Genomic DNA, 26,876 nt, shown 5'->3' with positions numbered 1-26,876 from the left:
ATGTATATGCAATTAGAATGTGACTAACATTACACAACTACTCTACATTAACAACTTTTTCTATTTGAGGTGCGTACTTTTTAATGGTCATTTCTACACCAGACTTTAAGGTCATCTGGTTAACACTACAAGATGTGCATGCACCGACTAACTGAACCGTTACCAACTTACCTTCATCAATAGATATTAAATTAATATCTCCTCCATCACTCTGTAAAAACGGACGGATTTCATCTAAGGCTTTTTCAACATTTAATTTTAGATCTTCTGAGTTCATTTAATTCTTTTTTACTGCAGAGCAACCTGCCATTGTTGTGATTTTTATTACTTCTGTAGCAGGTAAGTCTTCATTTCTATAGACCACTTGTTCCACTACATTTCTAGTGATAGCTTCAAAGGCTTCCTCTATTGGAGTTGCTGTTTGCAAAGCAGCTGGTCTCCCTATATCTCCTGCCTCTCTGATACTTTGTACTATTGGTACTTCTCCAATAAATGGCACTTTTAAATCTTCTGACAAGTGTTTAGCTCCCTCTTTTCCAAAGATATAATATTTGTTTTCAGGCAACTCTTCAGGTGTAAAATAAGCCATGTTTTCAATGATACCTAATACTGGCACATTAATACTATCTTGCTGAAACATTGCGACACCTTTTTTAGCATCTGCCAAAGCTACATTTTGTGGTGTACTTACCACAACCGCTCCTGTAATCGGCAAGGCCTGCATGATACTTAAATGAATATCACCTGTTCCTGGTGGCAAATCAATAAGTAAAAAGTCTAATTCACCCCAAGCAGCATCAAAAATCATTTGATTTAAAGCCTTAGATGCCATTGGTCCTCTCCAAATAACAGCCTGATCTGGTTTTGTAAAAAAACCGATAGATAACACTTTTACACCATAATTTTCTATTGGCTTCATTTTAGATTTTCCATCCACGTTGACTGACAATGGTCGTTCATTGGCGACATCAAACATAATTGGAATTGAAGGACCGTAAATGTCTGCATCTAGTACACCAACCTTAAATCCCATTTTCGCCAAGGAAACTGCCAAATTCGCTGTGACTGTAGATTTACCAACACCACCTTTTCCTGAAGCTACGGCGACAATATTTTTAATTCCAGGTATTGCCTTTCCTTTTATCTCATTTTTAGGTTGCGTTGCAGCGGCTTCAACTTTAACGTTGACTTTAATTTTAGCCTTTTCATAAACCAATTTATGAATGGTTTGCAAAATTTCTACTTCGGTCTTTTTTCTTGCTTGTAGACTTGGATTTTTTATAGTAATATCTACAATGACTTCATCTGCAAAGGTGACAACATTAGTTACTGCACCACTATCTACCATATTTTCACCTTCACCTGGTGCTGTGATCGTTTTTAGTGCGTTAAGTATATCTTGTTTATTTAATTTCATATTAACGAATAAGACATGAAAATTAGAGCTTTACGTAAAGATTCTATTTTCTTATTAAGATTAATTCTAAACGCAAAGATACTGCTAAAAATCTAGATTTTGAAGTAGTTAAATTGAATTGTATAATAGATGGATTTAGTTTATGAATATTAAATACCCTCTTTAATTCTATGCATAAAAAACATGAGTAAGACGTCAACTATTTAAGTTCCTTAACCGGATCCCAATACACTGATTCTAAATTTTGAATTTGGTTTTCTATGACTTCAATTCCTTCACTTTCTAATAACTGTTGCATAAGATTGGTACCTTCAAAATGATGCTTACCTGTTAATAGTCCTTTTCTATTTACAACTCGGTGTGCAGGCACGTCTTTTCCGTGAGAACCATTCATTGCGTATCCTACAATTCGCGCACTTTTACTGGCACCTAAATATTTAGCTATGGCACCATAAGATGTAACTCTACCGACAGGGATTTGCTTGGCAACTTCGTACACTTTTTCAAAAAATCCTAAAGTTTCAGGCTTCATTTATAATTCTCTTATAATGTTTATAAATGTTATTAAGGCTACAATACCAGTAATGATTCCTATACTTAAATTCATACTTTTTTGAGACGTAAAATTGCGATCTTTAATTTTATCAAAAAAGAAAATATAAAAATACAACGTCACAAATGTACCTGTTGCCGCTCCCGTGACATATGTAACAATACTTAGTCTTTCAAAATTCATCCACCCAAAAGAAACTAAAGTAATGGTCATATAGGCTTGATACGGAATAGGAAAAACATTAAGCGCAGACAACAACATACCATGTAATAATCTGCCATGTTTACTTTTAATTTCCGTTTCTTTTTTGGCTGGTTTTTGTTTTGATGCTAATACTAGAAAATAAATGGTAATTAATACAAAAATCACAAATGCTACACGCTGAAGTATCTCTACAATATCTTGATTTTTTGATAAATACCTCGCGAAAATCGCAGCCAAATAAGTTTGAATAAACACAACAATACACACACCTGTTGAAAACATAATACCTCGGCCTGCGCCTTCTTTTAAACTAATTCGTGCTGCTGTCATGTTTAGCAGTCCTGGTGGCACAACACCAATTATTGCCACAAGAAGCCCTAGAAAGAAAATAACGGTAATGCTCAAGATTAGTTTATTTTAAATCTAATATACGTAATTGCTTTGTCTTTTTCTAAATACTGATTTTCGTAAAAAGTCTGAATTTCTGTAACATCCTCCGGACTACCCTCTAATTTATAAACATTATGATTAGCATATAATACCTCATCACCAGATCCGTGTAACAGTCCTAATGTGTAGCCATGCATAAACTCACTATCGGTTTTTAAGTGCATCAATCCACCAGGTTTTAGTACTTTTTTGTAACGCTCTAAAAACTGTAAATTGGTCATTCTGTGTTTAGTACGTTGGTATTTTATTTGAGGATCTGGAAATGTAATCCATATCTCATCTACTTCGTTTTCTTCAAAAACAGATTCAATTAATTCTATTTGAGTTCTTATAAAGGCGGCATTAGGAATCTCTTCTTCTATCGCTGTTTTTGCGCCTCTCCAAAAACGCGCACCTTTGATATCTATACCAATAAAGTTTTTTGTTGGGTATCGTTTGGCTAAACCTACCGTATATTCTCCTTTACCACATCCAAGCTCTAAAACTAACGGATTATTGTTTTTAAACACATCTGATCTCCATTTTCCTTTTAGTTTATAGGTGGCATCAACTAATTCCTCGCGAGTTGGCTGATATACATTATGAAAGGTTTCATTTTCTCTAAAGCGTTTCTGTTTATTTTTACTTCCCACTAGTTATAGATTTATTAATATTTTGGTAAAATTAAGCAAACATTTTAGGTTTATCTTTGTTAAATACCATCTAATCCAAAATTATAAACACTAACGTCTGTTGAATTTAAAAAAAAGAATTTTAGTTGCACCTTTAAATTGGGGATTAGGACATTCTACCAGGTGTATTCCTATAATAAAAGCGTTGATAAAACATAATTTTGATCCCATTATTGCAAGTGATGGTATTGCGCTTGAGTTATTAAAAAAAGAATTCCCTGAGCTTACTACTTTTGAGCTTCCGTCGTATAATATAACTTACTCTAAAAAGGCAAAAGGTTTTAAAACCAAATTATTAAAAGATTCTCCGCATGTATTAAAAACCATAAAAAAAGAAAAAAAACGTGTAGACGAATTGGTAAAAACGGAGGGAATTTCTGGTATTATTTCAGATAATAGATTTGGGGTAAGACACAAATCCATTCCATCTGTTTTTATGACGCATCAGCTACGCGTACTAAGTGGTAACACTACATGGATAAGTAGCAAACTCCATCAAAAAATAATTCTGAAATTTAACGAATGTTGGGTTCCTGATCATATTGGCATCCACAATTTAAGTGGCAAATTAGGGCATGTAAATCATTTTAATGCTGCCTTAAAATACTTAGGACCATTATCGCGATTTAAAAAAATAGATATCGAAACCCGTTATGATTTATTAGTTCTATTATCTGGTCCTGAACCGCAACGTACATTTCTAGAAGAAAAACTATTAACAGAATTAACTACATTTAGCGGCAAGGTTCTTTTTGTAAAAGGTAAAGTAGAAGCGACGCAGAAAAAAGAAATTATTGGAAATATTGAGGTTTATAATTTTATGACAAGCCAAGCGCTTGAAATGGCTATTAACCAAAGTAAAATTATACTAAGCCGATCAGGCTACACAACAATAATGGATTTGGCAAAATTAGAAAAGAAAGCGTTTTTTATACCAACACCAGGGCAATTTGAACAAGAGTATTTAGCAAAAAAGTTTCAAAATGAAGGCATCGCTCCTTATTGCCAACAGCACGAATTTCGCATAGAACTATTATCTAATATTGAAGATTACACAGGGTTTAAGTTTGAAGATTTTGAACTCAACCACAACAATTTATTTGGACTTTTCTAAGGTAAAAGAAAACTCACTACCGACACCAAGTTCGCTTTCTATATATATCTTTTCTTCATGCGCTTCAATAATATGCTTTACAATAGATAGCCCTAAACCAGAACCTCCTTCTTTTCTAGACCCACTTTTATCTACTCTATAAAAACGCTCAAACAAGCGTTGAAGATTCGCTTTTGCAATACCTTCTCCATTATCTGTAACCCTAATAATTGCTTTGTTTTTTATAAGATTTTCAATACTTACCTCTGTTGTCCCTTTTTCTTGTCCGTATTTTATAGAATTTACAATGAGGTTTGTTAACACTTGCTGAATTCTTTCTTTATCTGCATAGACCATAATTGGTTCATTATAATCAATATCAAAAGTTAACGTTATGTCCTTTTTTGCAGCTTTCATTTCAAACAGGTCAAAAACATTTTGAACTAATTGAACGATATTAAAATTTTCCTTTTTAAGACTGAGATCACCAACTTCTAGCTTCGTGATCATATCTAAATCTTTAATAATATAGGTAAGTCGTTCTACACCTTTACTTGCTCTAGTGAGGTACTTTTTTTTGACCTTTTCATCATCAATGGCGCCATCTAACAAGGTGAGTAAATAACTCTGAACTGTAAACAATGGAGTTTTAAGCTCGTGTGAGACATTTCCAATAAATTCTTTCCTGTATTCTTCCCTAACCTTTAGGGTCTCTATTTCAATCTTTTTGTTCTTAGCGTATTTATCAATTTCTTTAGTTAAGGTTCCCATATCTGTCGTTATGGGTTGTTGCCGTAGGCTTGTAGATTCTAGAAGTGTTAAGTCGTCGTATATTTTTTTAACCCGTTTGTAAATAAAGCGTTCTACTCTATATTGTATAATTAACATACATAAGGGAAAACAAATTAAAGGATAAAAAGCAACTTGCCAAGTAATGGTATGAAAGTAATATACATAAAAGGTCATTAACACCGTTGAAAACAACGTGATATAAAACGCTGTTCTCAGTGCAAACTTATAAGATTTCTTTATGGTAGTATTCTGCATTAGTCTACAAACTTGTAACCAACACCTTTGACAGTTTTAAACGATTTATCGCCAATTTTTTCACGAAGTTTTCTAATATGTACATCTATGGTTCTTCCGCCAACAACGACTTCATTTCCCCAGACTTTATCTAAAATCTCATCGCGCTTAAAAACTTTTCCCGGTTTGGTTGCTAACAAAGATAACAATTCAAACTCCTTTCTAGGCAACGTTATTTCCTTACCGTTTAAAGTTATTTTATACTCTTCTTTATAAATTACCAAGTCGCCAATTTTCACAATTGATTCTGCTATTTCCTCAGTATTTTTTAATCGTCTCAACAACGACTTCACTTTACTGATTAATACTTTTGGCGTAATAGGTTTAGCAATGTAATCATCTGCACCAGCATCAAAACCAGCAACTTGAGAATAATCTTCTCCTCTTGCTGTTAAAAACGTAATGATAGTTTCACTTAATTCTGGTAATTCTCTTAAACGCTCACAAGCCTCAATACCATCCATTTTTGGCATCATTACATCTAAAATAATTAAATGCGGCTTATTTTTCTTCGCCAATTCAATAGCTTCAAGACCATTTTCACCTTTAATAACTTGATAACCTTCTGAAGACAAATTGTAACCAACTATTTCTAAAATATCTGGTTCATCATCTACTAATAGTATTTTAATATCTTTCTTTTTCAAAGCTCTGTTTTGTATTTTAAGAATGGTAAATATAAAATATATCTCTGTATACCATCTAAAGATACTAAATTGATAACAATTACCTAACATTGCTATCTTAACTCATTGTATTTCAAAAGCACCTGATTTTTACCATATTAAGTTAATGTAAACTTGATAAGTATTAACTATTCAGATTCTTAAAAAACGAGATTTGTTGTTATATTTGTAATCTAAACTTTTATAAAAATTCAATTATGAAGAAAATTTACTTTCTATTTATTGCCGTTTTAATATCTTCCATTTCATTTGGACAGAATTTATTAGTAAACGGAGATTTTGAAACTTGGACGGATACAACGACTCCAAACGGTTGGACAAAAGCTGAGAATATCACTCAAGAAACTACAGAATTTCATGGAGGTGCTAATGCTGCTAAACATACAGCAGATGGAACAAAAGATTTAAGCCAAACTGTTTCAGGTATTACTCCAGGAAACATGTATACTATTTCTTTATGGTATAAAGTTGAATCTGGTGATGATACTGATGCAAGAATTTGGAGTTATTGGAGAGATGCTTCTGATACTAACATAACTGATAATGCGGCTGAATTAAGAGGTCCAGATAACGGATATTTTGACACTAACGGAAATCAATGGGCAGAATATACTGTAACTTTAACGGCACCTGCTACTGCGGCTGCTTTTTATTTTGAAGTAAGATCTTATGGATCTGCAGTTGTATATTGGGATGATTTCTCATTTGTAGAGCAAGCTGTTACTACACCTACTTTAACAATTACATCACCTGCTGATGGTGACATTATTGATCCTGGTACAACTAGTGTAAATTTATCTGTAAGCGTATTAAACTTTAGTGTTGGAGCAACATCTGGTGGTTTTGATGGACATATTCATTGGACAGTAAATGGTGCTGCACAACCTATGAAATACGATACTAATGATGAGACTATTGCTGTAGCAAACGGTGGAACTTATGTAGTATATATGGAATTAGTTGACAATAGTCATACACCTATTAGTCCTGCTGTAAATACAACAATAACTTTTTCTGTGGCTTCAGAAAATCAAGTCGCTGATATAACCGCATTACGTGCTGGAACTGTTGGTAGTTTTTACGAATTAACTGGTGAAGCTATTATCTCTTATATCGTCACTGAAGGTACTAGAAACCAAAAGTACATTCAAGATGGTGGAGCTGGTATCTTAATAGATGATACTGCAGGTACATTATCTACAGTTTTTAATATCGGTGATGGTATCACAGGTTTAACTGGAGAGCTTACTGAATATGCTGGTACACTTCAGTTTGTACCTAGTGAAAACATTGCTGCCGCTTCTTCTACTGGTACTGTTTTAACACCTATAGTAGTTAGTGCTTCAGAATTAATTAACAATGGTGAAGTCTATGAAAGTAGATTAATTACATTAAACAATGTAACGTTTTCAGATACAGGTTCTTTTACTGACAACACAAATTACGACGTAGCAGATGGTGCTGATGTCACAGTAGCTAGAGTTGCTTTTGGTGATGAAGATATTATTGGTACTGCAATCCCAACTACAGTTTCTAGCATCACAGGTTTAGGTGGTGAATTTAATGGTGTTTACCAAATTTTCCCAAGATATGCTAGTGATATTGCTGCTCCATTGAGTGTTAACAACTTCAACGCAAATACGTTTAGCTTATATCCTAACCCAACGAATACAGGTTCTGTTTCTATTTCTTCAACGAATAACGAAGTCATAGCTGTACAGGTATTTGATATTTTAGGTAAAGAAGTTAAAAACCAAACTTTAACAAACAATACGTTAAATGTTTCTAACTTAATATCTGGTGTTTACATCGTAAAAATCACTCAAAACAATGCTTCTACTACTAAGAAATTAGTAATTAACTAAGCTATATTGTAATAAAACAAAAAGCGTAACTCAATGAATAGAGTTACGCTTTTTTTATGCGTTATGGATTAGGCAACTTTAAATTATGGCTAAAAGAAAAGTTTAAATCACTTCTTTGTCTATTTTTGCACAATGATCATTAAAGAGGACATTTTTAATATAAAAACTGATGTAGAATTTGAAGCGTTGGCATTAAAAGTGTTTCAATTTCAATTTGAAAACAATCCAGTATACCGCTCTTTTTGCGACCTACTCTACAAACATCCATCTGATATTAAAGCGGTCTCAGATATTCCATTTTTACCCATTCAGTTTTTTAAAACAAAGGACGTTCTTAGTACGTCTAATACTATTGAAAAAACGTTTTCAAGTTCTGGAACAACGGGAAGCATAACAAGTAAACATTTAGTTACAGATTTAAAACTATACGAAACGAGTTATTTAAAAGCGTTTAAACACTTCTATGGAGAAATTGAAGACTACGTTGTTTTAGCTTTATTACCGTCTTATTTAGAACGTGACGGTTCTTCTTTAATCTATATGGTAAATGATTTAATTGAAAAATCTAATCAAACAGAAAGTGGCTTTTATCTCAATAATCTTGATGATTTAGCCAATACTTTAAAATCCTTAGAAGGTAAACAGCAGAAAACATTACTTATTGGTGTCTCCTTTGCCTTATTAGATTTAGTTGAAGCCTACCAACTTAATTTAAAACACACCACAGTTATGGAAACTGGTGGCATGAAAGGCAGACGAAAAGAAATTATAAGACAAGAGTTACATCAAATTCTTCAGAATGGGTTTAATGTTAACCATATACATAGTGAATACGGCATGACAGAATTGTTAAGCCAAGCGTACTCTAATGGAAATGGTGTTTTTGAATGTCCGCCATGGATGAAAATTTTAACGCGAGATACTGAAGACGCACTTACCATACAACAACCAAACAAAACAGGCGGCATCAATGTTATTGATTTAGCAAATATTAATTCTTGCTCGTTTATTGCTACTCAAGATCTAGGAAAAGTCTACAATAACGGTCATTTTGGAATCATTGGAAGGTTTGATAACTCTGACATTAGAGGCTGTAATTTAATGGCACTTTAAAATTATTTTAAATTTTTTGTAAGGACAAAAACATACTAACGACTTATTAAGTGCTATGAAAAAGAAAGATTTTCAATAGTTGATTGATTGGTTAGAAAGTGCTCAATATTATATTGGGCACTTTTTTTATTTATAACCTTTATTAAACCTAAAAATTAATTTCTTAACTAATACTTCAGAATTTAACGATAAAAAAAGACCTCACTTGCTACAAAACAGTGAGGTCCTTATGCGTTAGTTTATATTTAATTAAACCACTTTTAAAAGGAAATTCGTTTTCTTTCCTCTACTTATAATAATGTATTTATCATGGATTAAATCTTCAGAAGACAATATGTAATCTTCCTTTACTTTTTCTTTATTTACTGCAACTGCATTTTCTTTTAATGCACGTCTTGCATCACCATTAGAATTTAAAAAATTAGTTTTTGCAGCTAATGCACCAATCATATCTATACCTTCTTTAAATTCTGACTCAGCTATTTCAGCTTGTTTTACGCCTTCAAACACGTCTAAAAATAAAGATTCTGGTAGTTGCTTAATTTCATTTTTAAAATCTTTACTAAATAATATTTTAGAGGCTTTCACAGCATTATCATAATCATCTTGGCTGTGCACAAAAACAGTAACTTCTTCTGCTAATCGTTTTTGCAACAAACGCAAATGGGGTGTTTCTTTATGTTCAACAATTAGTGCTTCAATGGTTTCTCTATCTAAAAATGTAAATATTTTTATATATTTTTCTGCATCTTCATCTGTGGTGTTTAACCAGAACTGGTAGAATTTAAATACCGAAGTCTTATCTGCATTTAACCAAACGTTTCCGCCTTCAGACTTTCCAAATTTAGACCCATCAGCTTTGGTAATTAAAGGGCAAGTCATAGCAAAAGCTTTTGCTTGATCCTCACCATCATGCATTCGTCTAACCAATTCTGTACCTGTTGTGATATTTCCCCATTGATCACTTCCGCCCATTTGTAATTTACAACCTATTGTTTTATACAAATGATGAAAATCATAACCTTGTATTAATTGATATGTAAACTCCGTAAATGACATCCCAACATTTCCTTCGTCTCCACTAAGACGTTTTTTTACAGAATCTTTAGCCATCATGTAATTTACAGTGATACGCTTACCTACGTCTCTAGCAAAATCAATGAAACTAAAGTCTTTCATCCAATCATAATTATTCACTAAAACTGGCGCATTTTCATTAGTAGAATTAAAATCTAAAAAACGTGATAATACATTTTTTATACCAGCAACATTATGCGCTAGTGTTGCTTCGTCTAACAAGTTTCTTTCATCACTTTTACCTGATGGATCTCCAATCATTCCTGTTGCACCACCAACTAAAGCCACTGGCTTATGACCAGCTCTCTCTAAATGAACTAACAAAATAATAGGCACTAAACTCCCTATATGCAAGGCATCTGAAGTAGGATCAAAACCGATATACGCAGTTGTCATCTCCTTATCTAATTGTTCTTCAGTCCCAGGCATGATATCATGTACCATACCTCTCCAACGTAATTCGTCTACAAACTTGTTTGCCATTGCTTATTTAGTTTCAAATTTTAATTGCACAAAGATATGTTTCCGATGTTAAAGACAAAAGACAATTTTAATTCAATTTACAATCCGCAACGCAATTAGGCTTGTCCTTATTAACAAAGTTCTAACATTGGGTTAAGCATAAGATTTAGTACCTTCGCTTAATGATATTAGTTACAGGAGGTACAGGTTTAGTTGGCTCGCATTTACTTTTTCAGCTGTTGCAGAGCAATGCTTCTGTAAGAGCAATTTATAGAACTGAAAAAACGCTTTCTAAAGTAAAACAGGTCTTTTCTTACTATACGGACACTGCTGAGATAATGTTTAATAAAATTGAATGGATTAAAGCAGACATAAATGATATTCCACAACTTCAGTCTGCTTTTAAAGATATCACACATGTGTATCATTGTGCGGCATTTGTATCTTTTGAACCAAGTGATTATAAATTGTTACGCAAAATTAATATTAAAGGCACGGCCAACATTGTGAACTTATGTATTAGTTTTAATGTAGAAAAATTGTGCTATGTTAGCTCAATTGCAACAATTGGTCATCATGCTAATCCGGAACTGCTTATAAACGAAAAAACAGAATGGAATGCCGATTACGACAACAGTATATATGCCATTACAAAATATGGTGCTGAATTAGAAGTCTGGCGAGCAACACAAGAAGGTTTAAATGCTGTTATTGTAAATCCTGGTATTATATTAGGACCTGGTTATTGGCATAGCAAAGGAAGTAGTAGCTTATTTCATAGAATTCACAAAGGACTTCCGTATTACACGCTAGGCATTACTGGATTTATAGATGTAATTGATGTCGTAAAATCCATGCTTTTATTAATGAATAGCAACACTAAAAATGAAAACTTTATTGTTGTTTCTGAAAACTTAAGTTATAAATCCTTTTTTACTAAAACGGCCAATGCTTTAGATGTTAATCCTCCTAAAAAAGAGGCTAAGTCCTGGTTAATAAATATTGTATGGCGATTAGATTGGTTAAAAAGTATGGTGTTACGTCAGCCTAGGCGTTTAACTAAACTTACCGCTAAATCTATACTTAGCGTTAAGAAATATGATAATACGAAATTTAAAACTTTATTTGATTTTCAATTTATTCCTATGGATACAACCATAAAAAATATTGGTAAGATGTATCTCAGAGACCTTAAGAGTTAAGCCCTTTAAAACCAACACTATCAATAACTCTTTTAATTGAATCTTTATGTCTTCTAGCCTTTTGTTTTATGGAGTCTGAATTGCGTTTGTCTTTTTTATTTTCAATATTTCTAATGGCTTCATAAGCCTCTTTCTCTGTCTCTATTCTTTTCTTAATTTTTTCAATGATACCTTTATAAACTTCCGTATTAAAACTATAATATAAATTGCTTTCAGCAAATTGCAAACTATCAATATTATGTTTTTCTAAAATATATGTTTCTGGTACAATACCATTTTTTTCTAGTAATTTTCTATTAATACCTTTTGCCGCATTAACCACGTACACGTCATATAAAAGTTCAGACATTTGAGCTTCTGAAATTAAATTATTTGGCTTTTTAGGTTTATCAACACTATTACATGAGATTACCAAAAGGCTTAATATTATTATTACGCTGAGAATTTTAAACATTTTATCTATTAAAAGTTAATCGTTGTCCTGCTTTAACGTCTAAAACTTTAAAATTGTTATAAGCTAATTCGCCATTAACAAACGTATGCGTTATTCTACTTTTAAACGTATTCCCTTCAAACGGTGACCAACCACATTTATATAAGATGTTGCTTTTATTTACGGTCCAAGGGCTTTGTGGATCTACAATGACAAGATCTGCAAAATAACCTTCTTTTACGTAGCCACGTTTTTCGACATCAAATAAAATAGCTGGATTATGGCAGGCTTTCTCTACAATTTTTTCGACTGAGATTTTCCCTTGATGATGCGCTTCAAACAATGCAACTAATGCATGTTGTACTAAAGGACCTCCAGAAGGTGCTTTTGTATATGGATTGTTTTTTTCTTCGAGTGTATGTGGTGCATGGTCTGTAGCAATAACATCGATTCTGTCATCTAATAAGGCTTTCCAAAGTTGATCTCTATCTTTTGAGGTTTTAACTGCCGGATTCCATTTTATAAAACTCCCTTTTTTAGCATAATCTTCATCAGAAAACCACAAATGATGTATGCATACTTCTGCTGTAATTTTCTTATCCTTTAAAGGTATTTTATTTGAAAACAGTTGCGTTTCTTTTCCTGTAGATAAATGAAAAACATGCAATCTTGCTCCCGTTTTTTTCGCTAATTCTATAGCTCTAGACGATGATAAATAACAGGCTTCCTCACTTCTAATTATTGGATGCTTTTCCATAGGAATATCGTCACCATATTCTGCTTTATACGTCGCTAAATTTGTTTTTATAGTGGCTTCATCTTCGCAATGAACGGAAATTACCATGTCTGTACTCGAAAATATTTTCTCAATTACTTTTGGATCATCAACTAGCATGTTTCCTGTAGAAGAGCCTAGAAATAACTTTAATCCTGCAACAGTTTTAGGATCTACTTTTAGGATTTCTTCTAAGTTATCATTAGTGCCTCCAAACATAAATGAATAGTTGGCATGTGAGCTATTTGCTGCAATGGCAAACTTTTCTTCTAACTTTTCAACCGTTGTGGTTTGAGGGTTGGTATTGGGCATTTCTATAAACGATGTAATTCCGCCTGCTAATGCAGCTTTAGACTCTGACCCAATATTGGCTTTATGCGTTAATCCAGGTTCTCTAAAATGTACTTGATCATCAATCATGCCTGGTATTACATAATTGCCTTCGGCATCTATCACAGTCATGTCTGCAGACTTAACACTAATAGATAAGTCTATTTCTTTAATAAAATGGCCTTCTATAAGAATATCACTTTCAACAATTTTACCTTCATTAACAATTTTTGCATTCTTTATAAGAGTCTGCCTGTTCATAATCTTTTATTTAGCAAATAAACTTTTTAATTTTAAACTAATCACTCCAAATATAGCTTCCGTAATAATACTTCCACTCATTTTAGAGTTACCTTTTGTTCTATCCTTAAATATAACGGGTATTTCTACAATTTTAAAACCTTTTTTGTGCGCTTTAAATTTCATTTCAATCTGAAAAGCATAACCCACAAACTTTACTTTTTTTAAATTAATGGCCTCTAGCACTTTTCTTTTATAACATACAAAACCAGCTGTAGAATCCTTAACTTTCATACGTGTAATAAATCTCACATAACGCGATGCACCATAAGACAATAAGATACGAGACATTGGCCAGTTCACAACTGTTATCCCTTTAACATACCTCGAACCAACGGAAATATCTGCGCCATGGTTTGCGCAAGCTTCATATAATCTTTTTAAATCGTCCGGATTATGAGAAAAATCCGCATCCATTTCAAAAACGAATTGATAGTTTTTATCTAAAACCCATTCAAAACCGGCTATATAAGCCGTCCCTAAACCACTTTTCTCTTTACGCTCAAGTAGAAACAATTGATTTTTAAATTCATCTTGTAACTCTTTTACACGTATTGCTGTTTGGTCTGGAGAATTATCATCTACAATGAGCACATCAAAAGCCTTGTGTTGCGAAAACACTGCTCTAATGATTGATTCTACATTTTCAATCTCATTATATGTAGGGATTATTACTATGGCGTCAGACATCAAATCAACTTTAAAATAGGCTATTTAGCAGTTTTAGAATTTTAACAAAAGTAAAGTTTTTAATGGATTATTAGTTGAAATTAACGTTTTAGATAGAACCGTTTTAGGCCTACCTTTAGAATTAAGATAAATTTATAATATTCCTTAATTTTGCATATAAATTTTAATTCATGATTTTCTTTTCTATCAAGGCGATAGTGAAAATGCTGTCTATTCTTTTTATTTTAGCCAAATGCGTGACTATATAACTTTTGATTGGTTTACTATTTTTACAATTATAGGATTGTGCACTATAGTTTTGGCTAAATATTTAAACACGCTGCGGTTTAATGATTTTATGTATGTCATTGGCAATTCTAAATATTTAAAAATATATTCTAAGGATCAAAAATTTATAGATCAATTTGATAGTTTTCTCTTTATAAACTTAAGTGTATCACTTAGTATTTTCATTTACTTTGTCTACTCTACTTATGTATCTCCTTTAACTTTTGACCTAGTAACGTTTTTAAAATTACTGTTTGCAATCTCTACCATTGCAATTATTAAAACTTTAATAGAACGATTAATTGGTAGCTTATTTGAAATAGATAGTATCATTGATCATTATGTATTTCAGAAAACAACATTTAAAAACCTATCTGGTATAGTGTTTTTGGTGGCTAACCTATTTTTATTATATACCAAGATTGATATAGAAATTACAATCATAATAGCGTTTTCTTTGGTTTGTATAATTAACATTATTGGCTTTTTGACTTCCTTTAAAACCTATCAAAAAATAATTAATCTTAATTTTTTCTATTTTTTGTTGTATCTTTGCGCTCTCGAAATTGGACCTTATGTACTTTTATATAAGGTTATTAGGGAGTATAACGGTTAAAACACAAGGTTTACGTATGAAAGTGAAAACAATTTTAGTATCACAACCAGAGCCTAAAATAGAGAACTCTCCATACTTTGATTTGCAAGAGAAGCAAAAAGTTAAGGTGGACTTTAGACCCTTTATTCACGTCGAAGGCGTTTCCTCAAAGGATATTAGACAACAAAAGGTTGATCTTAGTAAAATCACGGCCATCATTCTTACAAGTAGAAATTCTGTAGATCACTTTTTTAGAGTTGCAGATGAAATGCGCTTTAAGGTACCAGATTCTATGAAGTATTTCTGTCAATCTGAAGCTGTAGCTTATTATTTACAGAAGTATGTAGTGTATAGAAAGCGTAAAATCTATGTTGGTAAACGAACCTTTGAAGATTTAATTCCGTTGATAAAAAAATATAAAGACGAATCCTTTTTATTACCTACAACGGATAAAGTAAAACCTATCATTCCTGAAATCTTAGACAATTTAGGTGTAAAATGGAAACAAGCTACGTTTTACAAAACCGTAATTAGTGATTTATCCGATTTATCTAATGTAACTTATGATATATTAGTATTCTTTAGCCCTTCTGGCATAGAATCATTATTTCATAATTTTCCAGATTTTAAACAAAATGAAACGCGTATTGCTGTATTTGGTAATACCACAGTAAAGGCTGTGAAGGAAAAAGGCTTACGTGTAGATATTTCTGCACCAACACCAGAAACACCATCAATGACTATGGCTTTACAGAAATATATTGACTCCGTTAATAAAGGCAAGTAAAACATAATTTAGCATATAAAAAAAGCGATTCTAAAATTAGAATCGCTTTTTTTATGTTACATTCAAATTCCTTAATTTAAAACGCATAACGCTGAGGTCCTCCTCTACGTATATCCTCATTAGCATCGTCTTGAAACTTCTTAAAGTTTTCTCTAAAAGCGTTAGATAATTTAAACGCCATTTTATAATACGCTTCATCATCATTCCAAGTAGCTCTTGGGCTTAATACTTCTGTTGGTACTCCAGGACACGTTCTTGGTTGCGCCACTCCAAATACGGAATGAATATGGTAATCTTCGTATGTATAAGCACCTAAATCACCATTGAGTACGGCATTAATCATAGCACGTGTATACTTTAATTTCATACGTGTACCAACACCGTAAGGACCACCTGTCCATCCTGTATTAACTAACCAAACATTAACACCTGCTTCTTTCATTTTTTTACTCAACATTTCGGCATACTTTGTTGGGTGCAATGGCATGAATGGCGCACCAAAACAAGCAGAAAAACTAGGTACAGGTTCTACAACACCTGCTTCTGTACCAGCAACTTTAGCTGTATAACCAGAAATAAAATGATATGCTGACTGATTAGGTGTTAATTTAGAAATTGGAGGCAAGACACCAAAAGCATCTGCTGTTAAGAAAAAGATATGCTTTGGGTTTTCACCAACTGATGGCTTTCTAATATTGTCGATATGATAAATTGGGTAACTTACTCTTGTGTTTTGAGTAATAGACGTATCGGCAAAATCTACATTGCCTTTATCGTCCATAATTACATTTTCAAGGATTGCTCCTTTTTTAATAGCCGCAAAAATTTCTGGCTCTTGCTCTTGCGATAAATTAATCACTTTGGCATAACAACCGCCTTCAAAATTAAACACAGTGTTTTCTTTAGTCCAACCATGCTCATCATCGCCAATTAAACTACGATTAGGATCAGTAGAAAGTGTTGTTTTTCCTGTACCAGATAATCCAAAGAAAATTGCAGTATCACCATCTTTACCCACATTAGCACTACAGTGCATTGGTAACGTGTCTTTAAACACCGGAAGAATAAAGTTGAGAGCAGAAAAAATACCTTTTTTAATTTCACCTGTATAACCCGTTCCTCCTATTAAAGCAATTTTTCGTGTAAAATCTAAAATCGCAAAGTTGTGTTGACGTGTACCATCCGCTTCAGGATCTGCCATAAAACCAGGTGCATTTACAATAGTCCATTCTGGAGAAAAGTTCTCTAACTCTGCTTCTGTAGGTCTTAAAAACATATTATAAGCAAACATATTGCTCCAAGGGTATTCATTAATCACCCTAATATTCAACTTGTAATTCTCGTCTGCACATGCATAACTGTCTCTTACGTAGAGTTCTTTATCAGACAAGTAATTCGTTACTTTATCATAAAGCTTCTGAAACTTATCGCTATCAAAAGGAATATTAATATTTCCCCACCAAATTTTGTCTTCGGTAATAGCATCTTTAACAATAAAACGATCCATTGGAGAACGACCCGTAAACTCACCAGTATTAACAGCGATAGCACCAGACGAAGATTCTACACCTTGTCCTTTTGCAATGGTTTCAGCATGAAGTTCTTCTGAAGATAATTGAAAATTTACCTTTGCATTTTTTATTCCATATTGATCTAACGAAATCGTTTTCGAAAATTGTGTATGGTTTACCATAATTATTGAATTGATTTAGAACACAAAACTATGATTTTATTTTAAAACTACATCGCAGTTTTTCAATTATCGTCCTTTGTCTTTAATATTCCGATTAACATAACAATCCATGCGATTATTAACGATAAACCACCAAAAGGTGTTAAAATTGCGAAAATCTCAAAATTAAAGCTATAAATTGTGTTAGTTGATAATCCATAAATCGATCCGGAAAATAAAAAAACACCTAAAAGCACTAAATAAAACACCACTTTTTTAACCTTTAAATTGATAAAAGTTGTGCCTCCTAATAACAATAATAAAAACGCATGATACATTTGGTATCGCACTCCGGTTTCAAAGGATTTAACAGCATTTTCATCTACCAATTTTTCTAATCCATGTGCCGCCCAAGCTCCTAAAATAATCCCAATTATTCCTAAAAAAGATCCGGCAATTAATAGTTTTTTGTTCATATTAAATCTCAATTTTGGTTTAAAGTCGCTGTTCTATTTGTTACATTCGTACGAACAAAATTAGTTATAATGCGCAAAATTTTAATCATAGGAGCAGGTAAATCCTGTTCTTATCTTATAAAATATTTACTAGACAAATCAGAATCCGAGCAACTTCAAATAACTGTAGGAGATCTAAATGTAGAAAATGCTAATAAACTAGTTGGCCACCATCCAAACACAAGTATTATTCATTTAGATGTATTTGATGCTTCATCTAGAATTGCAGCCGTTAAAAATGCCGATATCGTAGTTTCTATGCTACCTGCACGCTTTCATATTGAAGTCGCCAAAGATTGTATTACATATAAAAAACATATGGTAACTGCTTCTTATGTCAGTCCAGAAATGCATGCTTTAAACGAAGATGCTATTGCTAATAATCTCATCTTTATGAATGAAATTGGCGTAGATCCTGGTATAGATCATATGAGTGCAATGCAAGTCATAGACCGAATACGCGATAAAGGTGGCAAAATGATTTTGTTTGAATCTTTTACTGGAGGACTCGTTGCTCCTGAAAGTGACAACAATCTTTGGAACTACAAGTTTACATGGAATCCTAGAAATGTTGTTGTCGCAGGACAAGGTGGTGCTGCAAAATTTTTACAAGAAGATCAATTTAAATACATTCCATATCACAGATTATTTAGACGTACCGAATTCTTAGATGTTGAAGGTTTTGGACGTTTTGAAGCTTATGCGAACAGAGACTCATTAAAATACCAATCTGTATATGGCTTAGACCACATAAAAACACTTTACCGTGGCACCATGAGACGTGTTGGCTACAGCAGAGCATGGAACGTTTTTGTACAATTAGGAATGACTGATGATAGTTATACTATTGACGACAGTATTAACATGAGTTATAGAGATTTTGTCAATTCGTTTTTACCCTATAGTCCAACAGATTCTGTTGAACTTAAATTTAGACATGCCTTAAAAATAGATCAAGATGATATTGTTTGGGATAAATTTTTAGAATTAGACATCTTTAATTCAGAAAAAATGGTTGCCATAGATAAAGGAACACCTGCACAAATCCTTCAAAAAATACTAATGGATAGTTGGACGCTGAGTCAAGAGGATAAGGATATGATTGTGATGTATCACAAATTTGGTTACGAACTTAATGGTAAAAAACATCAAATTGATGCAACCATGGTCACATTAGGCCAAGACCAAACCTACACTGCTATGGCAAAAACCGTAGGTTTACCCGTTGCTATTGCCACCTTAGCTATACTAAATGGTAAAATAAAAACTCCTGGTGTACAAATTCCTATAACGAAAGAAGTCTATACGCCCATTTTAAAAGCCTTAGAAGCTTATGATATTATTTTTAAGGAACATGAAGTGCCTTATTTAGGTTATAACCCTTTGAATCTGTAATGTTAACAATTGAAAACTAAGACCACTTCATTAACAAAAGGAATAAGTTAGACTATTAATAGTTTCAGTTTAACATCATTTTCTTATTTTAGACTTTCAGATTTAAACAATACAAAATGAAGAGCAACGACAACGGAATTTACATTGATGGGATTGACAAGAAAATTCTTCGTGCATTAATGGAAGATGCCAGGACACCTATTTTAGAAATTGCTCGAAACGTCGGTATTTCGGGAGCAGCGATTCATCAGCGTTTAAAAAAATTAGAAAAATCTGGCCTTTTAGCAGGCTCAAAATTTATAATAAACCCAAAAGCACTAGGCTATACAACCATGGCTTTTGTTGGTGTGTATTTAGATAAGGCCATCAGCAATCCTGAAGCTGTGAAACAACTTCAAAAAATCCCTGAAGTTATTGAGTGCCATTATACCACAGGAAACTGGTCTATTTTTATTAAAATTCTATCTAAAGATAACGAACATTTAATGCACGTTCTTAATTCTGAAATACAAAGTATAAAAGGCGTTTCTAGAACAGAGACTTTTATTTCGTTACAAGAACAGATTAATCGACAGATTAAGATTTAAGTTTTTATAAAAAAAACACTCGTCAAAGACGAGCGCTACTATTCTATATAGCCTATTTTTGGTTTCAATCAAACCCATTGAGGCATAATATTAAGGCGCAGGATTAGGAATCTCGGCATGCACAGCATTAATAGCCTTCATTACATCTTCTGATAAAGAAATAGTAATACTATCAATGTTTTCTTCTAACTGTGAAATCGTAGTTGCTCCAATAATATTGCTAGTCACAAAAGGTCTTTCATTTACAAAAGCCAAAGCCATTTGCGCTAAAGACATATTGTTGTCTTCTGCTATTTTGAGATAACGCTTGGTTGCTTCTGTAGCTTTTTCTCCACTGTAACGCGCAAATCTTGGAAACAATTTTAACCTTGCATTATCTGCAGCTGTACCTTTAATGTATTTACCAGACAATACGCCAAAAGCCATTGGCGAATATGCTAATAAACCGATTTCTTCTCTATGTGAAACCTCTGCTAAATCAACCTCAAAAACTCTATTGATTAATGAATAGGCATTCTGTATTGTGATTGCTCTCGGTAAATTATGTAGTTGAGATTCTTGCAAATAACGCATGGTTCCCCAAGCACCTTCATTAGATATACCAACGTGTCTAATTTTACCAGATTTAACAATCTCATCTAAGCTGTGCAATACCTCATTAAAATTATCTACCCATGGATCATTAACGTTATGTACATAATCTCTTGTGCCAAACATTTTTGTGTTTCGTTCTGGCCAATGTAATTGATACAAATCAATGTAATCTGTTTGTAAACGTTTTAAGCTATTATCTACGGCTTCATTTAACGCCTCCTTACAAAAGCCATTGGTTCTTATGTGTGCTGTATAATCACCTGTTCCGGCTATTTTAGATGCCAAAACAACCTTATCTCTGTTGCCTGTTTTATTAAACCAATTACCAATAATACGTTCGGTTTCTGCATACGTTTCCTTAGTAGCAGGCACAGGATACAACTCTGCACAGTCAAAAAAATTAACACCTTTATCTAGTGCAAAATCCATCTGTTCAAACCCTTCTTCTTGGGTATTTTGGTTGCCCCAAGTCATCGTCCCAAGGCAAATTTTACTTACTTTTATGTCTGTATGAGGTAGTGTTGTATATTTCATATCACTTTCTGCAAAAGCAGAAATCTTTTTTAGTTAAACGTATCTATTACCGTAAAAATAAGAAGACCTATAAGGATTTGAAAACCTAAAAGGTCTAATTCTTAATTAAATAGAGATCTCTTGTGATTATCGCAAAAGATTATATATCATTCAAAAGTTTAGAAATCTCATCTAACTTAGGCGTTAAAATAACTTCTATTCGTCTGTTTTTTGCTTTTCCTTCTGAGGTGTCATTTGACGCTATTGGCGCATATTCACCACGACCTGCTGCTGTTAAATTCTCTGGTTTTATAGCATTATTCTCTCTAAGTATGTTCACAATAGCTGTTGCGCGTTTTGCAGACAAATCCCAATTACCACTCAATTGCTCATTCCCTTTATAAGGCACATTATCTGTATGGCCTTCAATTAATACCGAAATCTCTGGGTTTTCTGCTAAAACATTTCCTAATTGATTAACGGCTTGTTTTCCTTGCGATCCAACATACCAACTCCCAGACTCAAACAACAACTTATTTTCCATAGAAATGTAAACCTTTCCGTTTCGTTGCTCTACAGTTAAACCTTTGCCTTCAAAGTTGGTTAATGCTTTAGAAATAGCGTCTTTTAGTGTATTCATAGCCGCGTCTTTTGATGCTATTACATTCTCTAACTCTGCAACACGTTGTGAACGGCTTTCTAACTCTTGTTTTAAAGAATTTAAACGTTCGTTTTCTGCCGCCAAGGCAAGTTCCTTAGCTTCTAATTGCGCCAATAGCTCTCTGTTTTTTTGAGAATTTTTAGCGATTGAAGCCGAACTATTTTCTTCTAATGCTTTGTATGATGCTTTTAAAGTTTCTAGATTTGATTGAGATGCCGCATAATCTGACTGTAGCTTATCTCGCTGTTCTATTGCCTGATCATAAGCCATCTGTAGTTTTTCTAAATCATTATTTAATTGCGTTTTATCTTTAGAAAGATGTTCTACTTCATCTGTTAAACCTCGATTTTCCTTTTTAAGGTTTGCATATTTATCTTCAAGATCAGTGTAAATCTGTTTGGAGACACAAGATGTAAATAGAGTAATCGTTAATGTTAGTATTGAAAGTTTTTTAATCATAATATGTATGTAATTAATTTCAAATTAAAGTACGTGCTATGTATTTTTAAAGATCTAATTCTAATAAAATAGGACAATGGTCACTATGTACCGCTTCTGTAAGTATAACGCTTCGCTTTATTTTTTCTTGTAATGGCTTGCTTACCATGGCATAATCTAATCGCCAGCCTTTGTTGTTTGCTCTAGAATTAGCCCTGTAACTCCACCAAGAATATTCTTGACGTTCTGGATGTAAGTATCTAAAACTATCTACAAAGCCGCTGTCTATAAAATTTCCAAGCCATTCTCGCTCTTCTGGTAAAAACCCAGAAACACCCTTCATTTTTGGATTGTGAATATCTATAGCTTCATGACAAATATTATAATCGCCACATACCACTAGATGTGGCTTTTCTTTTTGCAAATTATTTAAATACTCATGAATTAAATCCATGTATTCAAATTTATGAGATAATCGCGCTGCATTTGTACCTGAAGGCAAATACATACTCATTACAGAAACATCATCATAATCTACTCGGATATTTCTACCCTCAAAATCCATAGATTCTATACCTGTACCAAATTCTATATGGTTAGGTTTGGTTTTACACAATACTGCTACACCACTGTAGCCTTTTTTCTGTGCGCTAAACCAATAATTGTATGTATAACCAGCTTCTGTAAATAAACTTATATCGAGTTGATCTTCCATGGCTTTTATTTCTTGTAGACAAACCACATCTGCATCTGTTGCAATTAACCATTCTATAAAGCCCTTTTTTAGAGCCGCTCTAATACCATTTACGTTATAAGAAACAATTTTCATAGGCATTTCTCGAAAAAACGAGAATCTCATTTTAGTTAAACATTCAATGAACTGCTAAATTAAATAATACTGTACTTTTACCCTATAATTTTATACTGCTTTTAACGATAAAATATTTTAGGCTTAAAACAGTTATTATTCTAAATGAAAAAATCGTTACTTTTTCTAGTATTACTTTCTGCTTTTTGGGGCTTTTCCCAAGAACAAGACCCTGTTTTTAGACTAAAAAAAGTAGTGGTAACAGATACTATCACTATTGACTCGGTTAGTATTAACCCTTCGCGATTTAAAGTAAAAACAAAAGACAATATACTCATTGACTCTTCATTGTATAGTGTAGATTTTGTCAAGGCCACTATGCGTTTTAAGCAGCCGACTACGATAGACAGTGTACAAATAGAATATTTACGCTATCCTAAATTTCTCACTAAAGTTTATAAACAATTAGATGATGGCGTCATTGTAGACCGCTCTTCACAAAAGCAGCAATTATATACGTTACAAAAGCAGCCTAACCCAAGTAACTTTATTCCTTTTGATGGACTGAGCACCTCAGGTAGTATATCAAGAGGTGTTACCATTGGCAATAATCAAAACTCCGTATTAAATAGTGAATTAGATTTACAAATTTCGGGCAAATTAAATGATAAAGTATCATTAAGAGCCTCTATACAAGATGCCAATATTCCGTTACAGGAAAGTGGCTATTCCCAACGTTTAGATGAATTTGACCAAGTTTTTATTGAATTATTTAGTGACGATTGGAACATTAGAGCAGGAGACATTGATTTAGTTAACACCAAGAGTTATTTTGCTAATTTTTCTAAACGCGTTCAAGGTTTGTTAGTCAATGCTAATTTAAGCGAAAACACTTCTGTATTTGCCTCTGGAGCCTTAGTGAGAGGCCAATTTACAACCACACAATTTACAGCACAAGAAGGCAACCAAGGCCCTTATAAATTAAGAGGCACTAATAACGAACTCTATGTATTGGTGGTTTCTGGAAGTGAAACCGTATACGTTAACGGTGTGCCATTAGAACGTGGCGAAAACAATGATTATATTATAGATTATAATGCTGGTGAAATTGTTTTTAACTCTACATTTCCCATTACATCTGAAATGCGTATTACTGTTGATTACCAATTTAGCGAACGTAATTATTCTAGATTTACCGTTTTTGGAGGTGCTAATTATAATACCGAAACTTTAAAACTCAATGTCTCTGTCTATTCTGAAAGTGATGCCAAAAACCAACCGTTACAACAAAATTTATCTACAGAACAAACTCAGATTTTAGCGGCCGCAGGCGATGATTTAGATTTAATGACTGCACCTTCAGCCACATTGACATCGTACTCCGAAAACCGTATTTTATATAAAAAAGAACTCATTGGTGCTGAAGAAATTTTTGTGTTCTCTAATACACCTGAGGACGAACTATACAGTGTACAATTCACGTTGGTTGGCGCAAATCAAGGAAATTATATTTTAAGTAACACAAATGCCATTAGTAATATTTACGAATATATTGCTCCATTAGCAGGTGTTCCACAAGGAAATTACGAACCCATTACACAACTCATCGCTCCAGAACGTTTGCAAATTGCCGTTATAAATGGACAGTATAAACCAAGTGAAAAAACAGATGTTTATTTTGAATTAGCAGGAAGCAAAAAGGATGAGAATTTATTTTCAAGTTTAGATGATGCTAACAATGATGGTTATGCTGGAAAATTTACATTGAAACAAAAATTAATCACATCAGATAGCCTTTGGAATCTTTCTGCACGTGTTGATACTGATTTTATTGAAAAAAACTTTAATACCATACAACGGTTGTATAGAGCAGAATTTAATAGAGATTGGAATCTTGATACATCCGAAAACACAGCGGACAACACGGTGTTTGGCAATCAACTATTATTTACAACAGGTTTACAACTTTCACATGCTAAAAAAGGATCTGCATCTTACAATTTTGAACATCTAAATTATGCTGAAAACTTCAATGGAAACCGACATAATGTATTAACCAATTTACGATTAGGAAATTTTAAACTATTTTCAAATTCTAGTGTTTTAACTAATGAAAGCACTATTAATACATCTACATTTTTACGGTCATTTAATAGTTTAGTGTATGGAAAAGAGAACAAATGGGCAGGTATCAAATTCTCAACAGAAGCTAATGAACAACGTGCAATCGTAACAGATTCCCTTACCGCATTAAGTCAAAAATTTAAAGCGTATGAAGCTTTTATTGGGATTGGAGATAGCACCAAAGTCTTTGCTGAAGTAGGCTATATAAAACGTTTTAACGATAGTTTACGTAGTAATAATATAGAGCGTGTTAACAGCTCCGACACCTATTATTTAAAATCGAGATTGATTCAGAATAAAAATACCACACTTCAATTGTATGCAAATTATAGAGATTTAAAGTCTCAAGACGATAGTATTGACGACGAACAAAGTTTAAACAGTCGCTTAACGTATAATCAGAAATTATTTAAAAACCTTATTGTCCTTAACACTAATTTTGAAACCAATTCTGGCACCTTAGCACAACAAGATTTTACCTATGTTGAAGTAGAAGCTGGTCAAGGCGCATATACTTGGATAGATTACAATGAAAACAACATACAAGAATTAGACGAATTTGAAATCGCGCAATTTGCAGACCAAGGTAGCTACATAAGAGTTTTGTTACCAAATCAAGTTTATGTGCAAACCCATCAAAATCGATTTGGGCAAACGGTTACTATAAATCCGCAAAGCTGGAGTGTTTCTAAAGACAAATCGAAACAATTTTGGTCGCATTTTTATGACCAAGCGTCATTTATTGTAGATAGTAAAACCTTTAAAAATGAAACTTCATTTAATTTAAATCCTTTTGAAGCTTTAAAGAATGATGCCAACACAGAAGATTTTGTCGCCTTAAATTATAGCTTAAGAAATGTATTATTTTTTAACAGAGGAAAACAACACTTTACCACGTCTTATACTTTTCTAGATAATAAAAGTCGTAATTTACTTTCTATAGGATTTCAGCAAAACAAAACCAGAAGTCATCAGGTAAATTTTACGCATAAATTTAAAGCTAATTGGTTAATAAATGCCTTAGGCAGTTTGGGTAAAGATGAAAGTAGTAGTCAAAATTTTGTGAGCAGAAATTACGAAATAGACAACTACCAATTTAAACCCAAATTAAGTTATTTATTCAGTGAAAATGCACAGTTTGATGTCTTTTACCAATACGCCTCTAAAGAAAATAGCATTGGCAGTTTGGAAGCTTTAACGCAGCACAACTATGGCTTATCTTTTACGTACAATAAGGCACAAAAAATAGCATTAACAGGTGAGTTCAATTATTTTAAAAATGCATTTGATGGTAATTCAAATTCGCCTGTTGGTTACCAAATCCTCGAAGGCTTGCAACCTGGAAACAATTATACGTGGAATTTATTGACTCAAAAAAAACTAACTAAATATCTAGACCTTAACTTAAATTACTTTGGAAGAAAATCTGAAACCTCAAAAACCATTCATACAGGAACCGTTCAGTTAAAGGCATATTTTTAATAACTAAAAAACGCCCAAACGTAATTGTTTG

25 protein-coding genes are annotated in these 26,876 nt (G+C 32.9%); 9 read left to right on the top strand and 16 right to left on the bottom strand.

Features of this window, described 5'->3' with window-relative positions; all coding sequences use genetic code 11:
* Nucleotides 1-37: 37 nt before the first annotated feature.
* The 5 genes from HNV08_RS03805 to trmB form a co-directional block, all read right to left on the bottom strand.
* Nucleotides 38-277 (bottom strand): NifU family protein, encoded by a 240-nt coding sequence (locus tag HNV08_RS03805; protein WP_173279845.1) that lies wholly within the window; start codon nt 275-277, stop codon nt 38-40.
* Nucleotides 278-1,417 (bottom strand): Mrp/NBP35 family ATP-binding protein, encoded by a 1,140-nt coding sequence (locus HNV08_RS03800; protein WP_173279844.1) that lies wholly within the window; start codon nt 1,415-1,417, stop codon nt 278-280.
* 199 nt (nt 1,418-1,616) lie between these two features.
* Complete coding sequence (locus HNV08_RS03795) at nt 1,617-1,949, bottom strand: MGMT family protein (RefSeq protein WP_173279843.1); 333 nt, start codon at nt 1,947-1,949, stop codon at nt 1,617-1,619.
* Nucleotides 1,950-2,579: a LysE family transporter gene (locus HNV08_RS03790; protein WP_173279842.1), complete on the bottom strand. Its 630-nt coding sequence runs from the start codon at nt 2,577-2,579 to the stop codon at nt 1,950-1,952.
* A 2-nt stretch (nt 2,580-2,581) separates the two neighbouring features.
* Nucleotides 2,582-3,256, bottom strand: coding sequence for a tRNA (guanosine(46)-N7)-methyltransferase TrmB (gene trmB, locus HNV08_RS03785; protein WP_173279841.1), 675 nt, complete (start codon nt 3,254-3,256; stop codon nt 2,582-2,584).
* A gap of 100 nt (nt 3,257-3,356) precedes the next feature.
* On the opposite strand from trmB, the gene HNV08_RS03780 reads away from it, so the two are divergent.
* Nucleotides 3,357-4,409 carry a glycosyltransferase gene (locus HNV08_RS03780; protein ID WP_173279840.1) on the top strand — a complete coding sequence of 351 codons (1,053 nt, stop codon included), beginning with the start codon at nt 3,357-3,359 and terminating at the stop codon, nt 4,407-4,409.
* Here the strand turns inward: HNV08_RS03780 and HNV08_RS03775 are convergent.
* Both HNV08_RS03775 and HNV08_RS03770 read right to left on the bottom strand, forming a co-directional pair.
* A complete protein-coding gene (locus tag HNV08_RS03775) occupies nt 4,392-5,276 on the bottom strand; it encodes a sensor histidine kinase (RefSeq protein WP_394353392.1) in 885 nt (294 codons plus the stop codon). The two genes, HNV08_RS03780 and HNV08_RS03775, sit on opposite strands and share 18 nt — an antisense overlap.
* A 158-nt stretch (nt 5,277-5,434) precedes the next feature.
* Nucleotides 5,435-6,121 carry a response regulator transcription factor gene (locus HNV08_RS03770; protein WP_173279838.1) on the bottom strand — a complete coding sequence of 229 codons (687 nt, stop codon included), beginning with the start codon at nt 6,119-6,121 and terminating at the stop codon, nt 5,435-5,437.
* Nucleotides 6,122-6,357: 236 nt separating this feature from the next.
* Between HNV08_RS03770 and HNV08_RS03765 the strand changes: the two genes are divergently transcribed.
* Entirely contained in the window at nt 6,358-8,025 is a 1,668-nt protein-coding gene (locus tag HNV08_RS03765) for a T9SS type A sorting domain-containing protein (protein ID WP_173279837.1), read from the top strand.
* A 132-nt stretch (nt 8,026-8,157) separates the two neighbouring features.
* On the top strand, nt 8,158-9,138 hold the full coding sequence (locus tag HNV08_RS03760; RefSeq protein ID WP_173279836.1) for a LuxE/PaaK family acyltransferase: 981 nt from the start codon (nt 8,158-8,160) through the stop codon (nt 9,136-9,138).
* Between the two features lie 249 nt (nt 9,139-9,387).
* Here HNV08_RS03760 and tyrS read toward each other — a convergent pair whose 3' ends face one another.
* Nucleotides 9,388-10,698 carry a tyrosine--tRNA ligase gene (tyrS, locus tag HNV08_RS03755; protein ID WP_173279835.1) on the bottom strand — a complete coding sequence of 437 codons (1,311 nt, stop codon included), beginning with the start codon at nt 10,696-10,698 and terminating at the stop codon, nt 9,388-9,390.
* A gap of 161 nt (nt 10,699-10,859) precedes the next feature.
* Between tyrS and HNV08_RS03750 the strand changes: the two genes are divergently transcribed.
* On the top strand, nt 10,860-11,879 hold the full coding sequence (locus HNV08_RS03750; RefSeq protein ID WP_173279834.1) for an NAD-dependent epimerase/dehydratase family protein: 1,020 nt from the start codon (nt 10,860-10,862) through the stop codon (nt 11,877-11,879).
* Here HNV08_RS03750 and HNV08_RS03745 read toward each other — a convergent pair.
* From HNV08_RS03745 to HNV08_RS03735, 3 genes are read right to left on the bottom strand one after another with little or no spacing between them, the layout of a single operon-like run.
* Nucleotides 11,869-12,333 (bottom strand): DUF4296 domain-containing protein, encoded by a 465-nt coding sequence (locus tag HNV08_RS03745; protein WP_173279833.1) that lies wholly within the window; start codon nt 12,331-12,333, stop codon nt 11,869-11,871. The genes HNV08_RS03750 and HNV08_RS03745 overlap by 11 nt on opposite strands.
* A gap of 1 nt (nt 12,334) precedes the next feature.
* Nucleotides 12,335-13,678: a dihydroorotase gene (locus HNV08_RS03740; protein ID WP_173279832.1), complete on the bottom strand. Its 1,344-nt coding sequence runs from the start codon at nt 13,676-13,678 to the stop codon at nt 12,335-12,337.
* 6 nt (nt 13,679-13,684) lie between these two features.
* A complete protein-coding gene (locus HNV08_RS03735; RefSeq protein ID WP_173279831.1) occupies nt 13,685-14,407 on the bottom strand; it encodes a polyprenol monophosphomannose synthase in 723 nt (240 codons plus the stop codon).
* A gap of 232 nt (nt 14,408-14,639) precedes the next feature.
* Between HNV08_RS03735 and HNV08_RS03730 the strand changes: the two genes are divergently transcribed.
* Both HNV08_RS03730 and HNV08_RS03725 read left to right on the top strand, forming a co-directional pair.
* Nucleotides 14,640-15,290, top strand: coding sequence for a DUF4271 domain-containing protein (locus tag HNV08_RS03730; protein WP_173279830.1), 651 nt, complete (start codon nt 14,640-14,642; stop codon nt 15,288-15,290).
* A 16-nt stretch (nt 15,291-15,306) separates the two neighbouring features.
* Nucleotides 15,307-16,056 (top strand): uroporphyrinogen-III synthase, encoded by a 750-nt coding sequence (locus HNV08_RS03725; RefSeq protein ID WP_173279829.1) that lies wholly within the window; start codon nt 15,307-15,309, stop codon nt 16,054-16,056.
* A gap of 76 nt (nt 16,057-16,132) precedes the next feature.
* Here HNV08_RS03725 and pckA read toward each other — a convergent pair whose 3' ends face one another.
* Nucleotides 16,133-17,749, bottom strand: a complete 1,617-nt coding sequence (gene pckA, locus HNV08_RS03720) for a phosphoenolpyruvate carboxykinase (ATP) (RefSeq protein ID WP_173279828.1) — start codon at nt 17,747-17,749, stop codon at nt 16,133-16,135.
* Nucleotides 17,750-17,811: 62 nt separating this feature from the next.
* Nucleotides 17,812-18,204, bottom strand: a complete 393-nt coding sequence (locus tag HNV08_RS03715) for a DUF423 domain-containing protein (protein WP_173279827.1) — start codon at nt 18,202-18,204, stop codon at nt 17,812-17,814.
* A 69-nt stretch (nt 18,205-18,273) separates the two neighbouring features.
* Here HNV08_RS03715 and HNV08_RS03710 point away from each other — a divergent pair, with 69 nt between their 5' ends.
* Nucleotides 18,274-19,638 (top strand): saccharopine dehydrogenase family protein, encoded by a 1,365-nt coding sequence (locus tag HNV08_RS03710; RefSeq protein ID WP_173279826.1) that lies wholly within the window; start codon nt 18,274-18,276, stop codon nt 19,636-19,638.
* Between the two features lie 116 nt (nt 19,639-19,754).
* Nucleotides 19,755-20,225, top strand: coding sequence for an Lrp/AsnC ligand binding domain-containing protein (locus HNV08_RS03705; RefSeq protein WP_173279825.1), 471 nt, complete (start codon nt 19,755-19,757; stop codon nt 20,223-20,225).
* Between the two features lie 90 nt (nt 20,226-20,315).
* Here the strand turns inward: HNV08_RS03705 and HNV08_RS03700 are convergent, their stop codons facing one another.
* The 3 genes from HNV08_RS03700 to HNV08_RS03690 all read right to left on the bottom strand — a co-directional run bounded on the left by HNV08_RS03700 (nt 20,316) and on the right by HNV08_RS03690 (nt 23,260).
* Entirely contained in the window at nt 20,316-21,353 is a 1,038-nt protein-coding gene (locus HNV08_RS03700) for an aldo/keto reductase (RefSeq protein ID WP_173279824.1), read from the bottom strand.
* Nucleotides 21,354-21,492: 139 nt separating this feature from the next.
* A complete protein-coding gene (locus HNV08_RS03695) occupies nt 21,493-22,452 on the bottom strand; it encodes an OmpA family protein (RefSeq protein ID WP_173279823.1) in 960 nt (319 codons plus the stop codon).
* 46 nt (nt 22,453-22,498) lie between these two features.
* Entirely contained in the window at nt 22,499-23,260 is a 762-nt protein-coding gene (locus HNV08_RS03690; protein WP_173280128.1) for an exodeoxyribonuclease III, read from the bottom strand.
* Between the two features lie 144 nt (nt 23,261-23,404).
* Here HNV08_RS03690 and HNV08_RS03685 point away from each other — a divergent pair, with 144 nt between their 5' ends.
* Nucleotides 23,405-26,845 carry a hypothetical protein gene (locus HNV08_RS03685; protein WP_173279822.1) on the top strand — a complete coding sequence of 1,147 codons (3,441 nt, stop codon included), beginning with the start codon at nt 23,405-23,407 and terminating at the stop codon, nt 26,843-26,845.
* Nucleotides 26,846-26,876 lie beyond the last annotated feature (31 nt).

This window comes from Winogradskyella eckloniae, from assembly GCF_013249045.1.
GTDB classification, from domain to species: Bacteria; Bacteroidota; Bacteroidia; order Flavobacteriales; family Flavobacteriaceae; genus Winogradskyella; species Winogradskyella eckloniae.
The sequence above is the reverse complement of the archived record's forward strand: the minus strand, read 5'-3'. Positions and strand labels throughout refer to the sequence as shown.

What these genes read in the sequence shown, in the direction of transcription:
- tyrS (WP_173279835.1), bottom strand. Translation starts at nt 10,698, where the DNA reads ATGGCAAACAAGTTTGTAGACGAATTACGTTGGAGAGGTATGGTACAT.
- pckA (WP_173279828.1), bottom strand. Translation starts at nt 17,749, where the DNA reads ATGGTAAACCATACACAATTTTCGAAAACGATTTCGTTAGATCAATAT.
- HNV08_RS03740 (WP_173279832.1), bottom strand. Translation starts at nt 13,678, where the DNA reads ATGAACAGGCAGACTCTTATAAAGAATGCAAAAATTGTTAATGAAGGT.
- HNV08_RS03760 (WP_173279836.1), top strand. Translation starts at nt 8,158, where the DNA reads ATGATCATTAAAGAGGACATTTTTAATATAAAAACTGATGTAGAATTT.
- HNV08_RS03710 (WP_173279826.1), top strand. Translation starts at nt 18,274, where the DNA reads ATGCGCAAAATTTTAATCATAGGAGCAGGTAAATCCTGTTCTTATCTT.
- HNV08_RS03795 (WP_173279843.1), bottom strand. Translation starts at nt 1,949, where the DNA reads ATGAAGCCTGAAACTTTAGGATTTTTTGAAAAAGTGTACGAAGTTGCC.
- HNV08_RS03705 (WP_173279825.1), top strand. Translation starts at nt 19,755, where the DNA reads ATGAAGAGCAACGACAACGGAATTTACATTGATGGGATTGACAAGAAA.
- HNV08_RS03800 (WP_173279844.1), bottom strand. Translation starts at nt 1,417, where the DNA reads ATGAAATTAAATAAACAAGATATACTTAACGCACTAAAAACGATCACA.
- HNV08_RS03735 (WP_173279831.1), bottom strand. Translation starts at nt 14,407, where the DNA reads ATGTCTGACGCCATAGTAATAATCCCTACATATAATGAGATTGAAAAT.
- HNV08_RS03805 (WP_173279845.1), bottom strand. Translation starts at nt 277, where the DNA reads ATGAACTCAGAAGATCTAAAATTAAATGTTGAAAAAGCCTTAGATGAA.
- HNV08_RS03730 (WP_173279830.1), top strand. Translation starts at nt 14,640, where the DNA reads ATGCGTGACTATATAACTTTTGATTGGTTTACTATTTTTACAATTATA.
- HNV08_RS03725 (WP_173279829.1), top strand. Translation starts at nt 15,307, where the DNA reads ATGAAAGTGAAAACAATTTTAGTATCACAACCAGAGCCTAAAATAGAG.
- HNV08_RS03765 (WP_173279837.1), top strand. Translation starts at nt 6,358, where the DNA reads ATGAAGAAAATTTACTTTCTATTTATTGCCGTTTTAATATCTTCCATT.
- HNV08_RS03695 (WP_173279823.1), bottom strand. Translation starts at nt 22,452, where the DNA reads ATGATTAAAAAACTTTCAATACTAACATTAACGATTACTCTATTTACA.
- HNV08_RS03750 (WP_173279834.1), top strand. Translation starts at nt 10,860, where the DNA reads ATGATATTAGTTACAGGAGGTACAGGTTTAGTTGGCTCGCATTTACTT.
- HNV08_RS03700 (WP_173279824.1), bottom strand. Translation starts at nt 21,353, where the DNA reads ATGAAATATACAACACTACCTCATACAGACATAAAAGTAAGTAAAATT.
- HNV08_RS03690 (WP_173280128.1), bottom strand. Translation starts at nt 23,260, where the DNA reads ATGAAAATTGTTTCTTATAACGTAAATGGTATTAGAGCGGCTCTAAAA.
- HNV08_RS03775 (WP_394353392.1), bottom strand. Translation starts at nt 5,276, where the DNA reads ATGTTAATTATACAATATAGAGTAGAACGCTTTATTTACAAACGGGTT.
- HNV08_RS03745 (WP_173279833.1), bottom strand. Translation starts at nt 12,333, where the DNA reads ATGTTTAAAATTCTCAGCGTAATAATAATATTAAGCCTTTTGGTAATC.
- HNV08_RS03715 (WP_173279827.1), bottom strand. Translation starts at nt 18,204, where the DNA reads ATGAACAAAAAACTATTAATTGCCGGATCTTTTTTAGGAATAATTGGG.
- HNV08_RS03685 (WP_173279822.1), top strand. Translation starts at nt 23,405, where the DNA reads ATGAAAAAATCGTTACTTTTTCTAGTATTACTTTCTGCTTTTTGGGGC.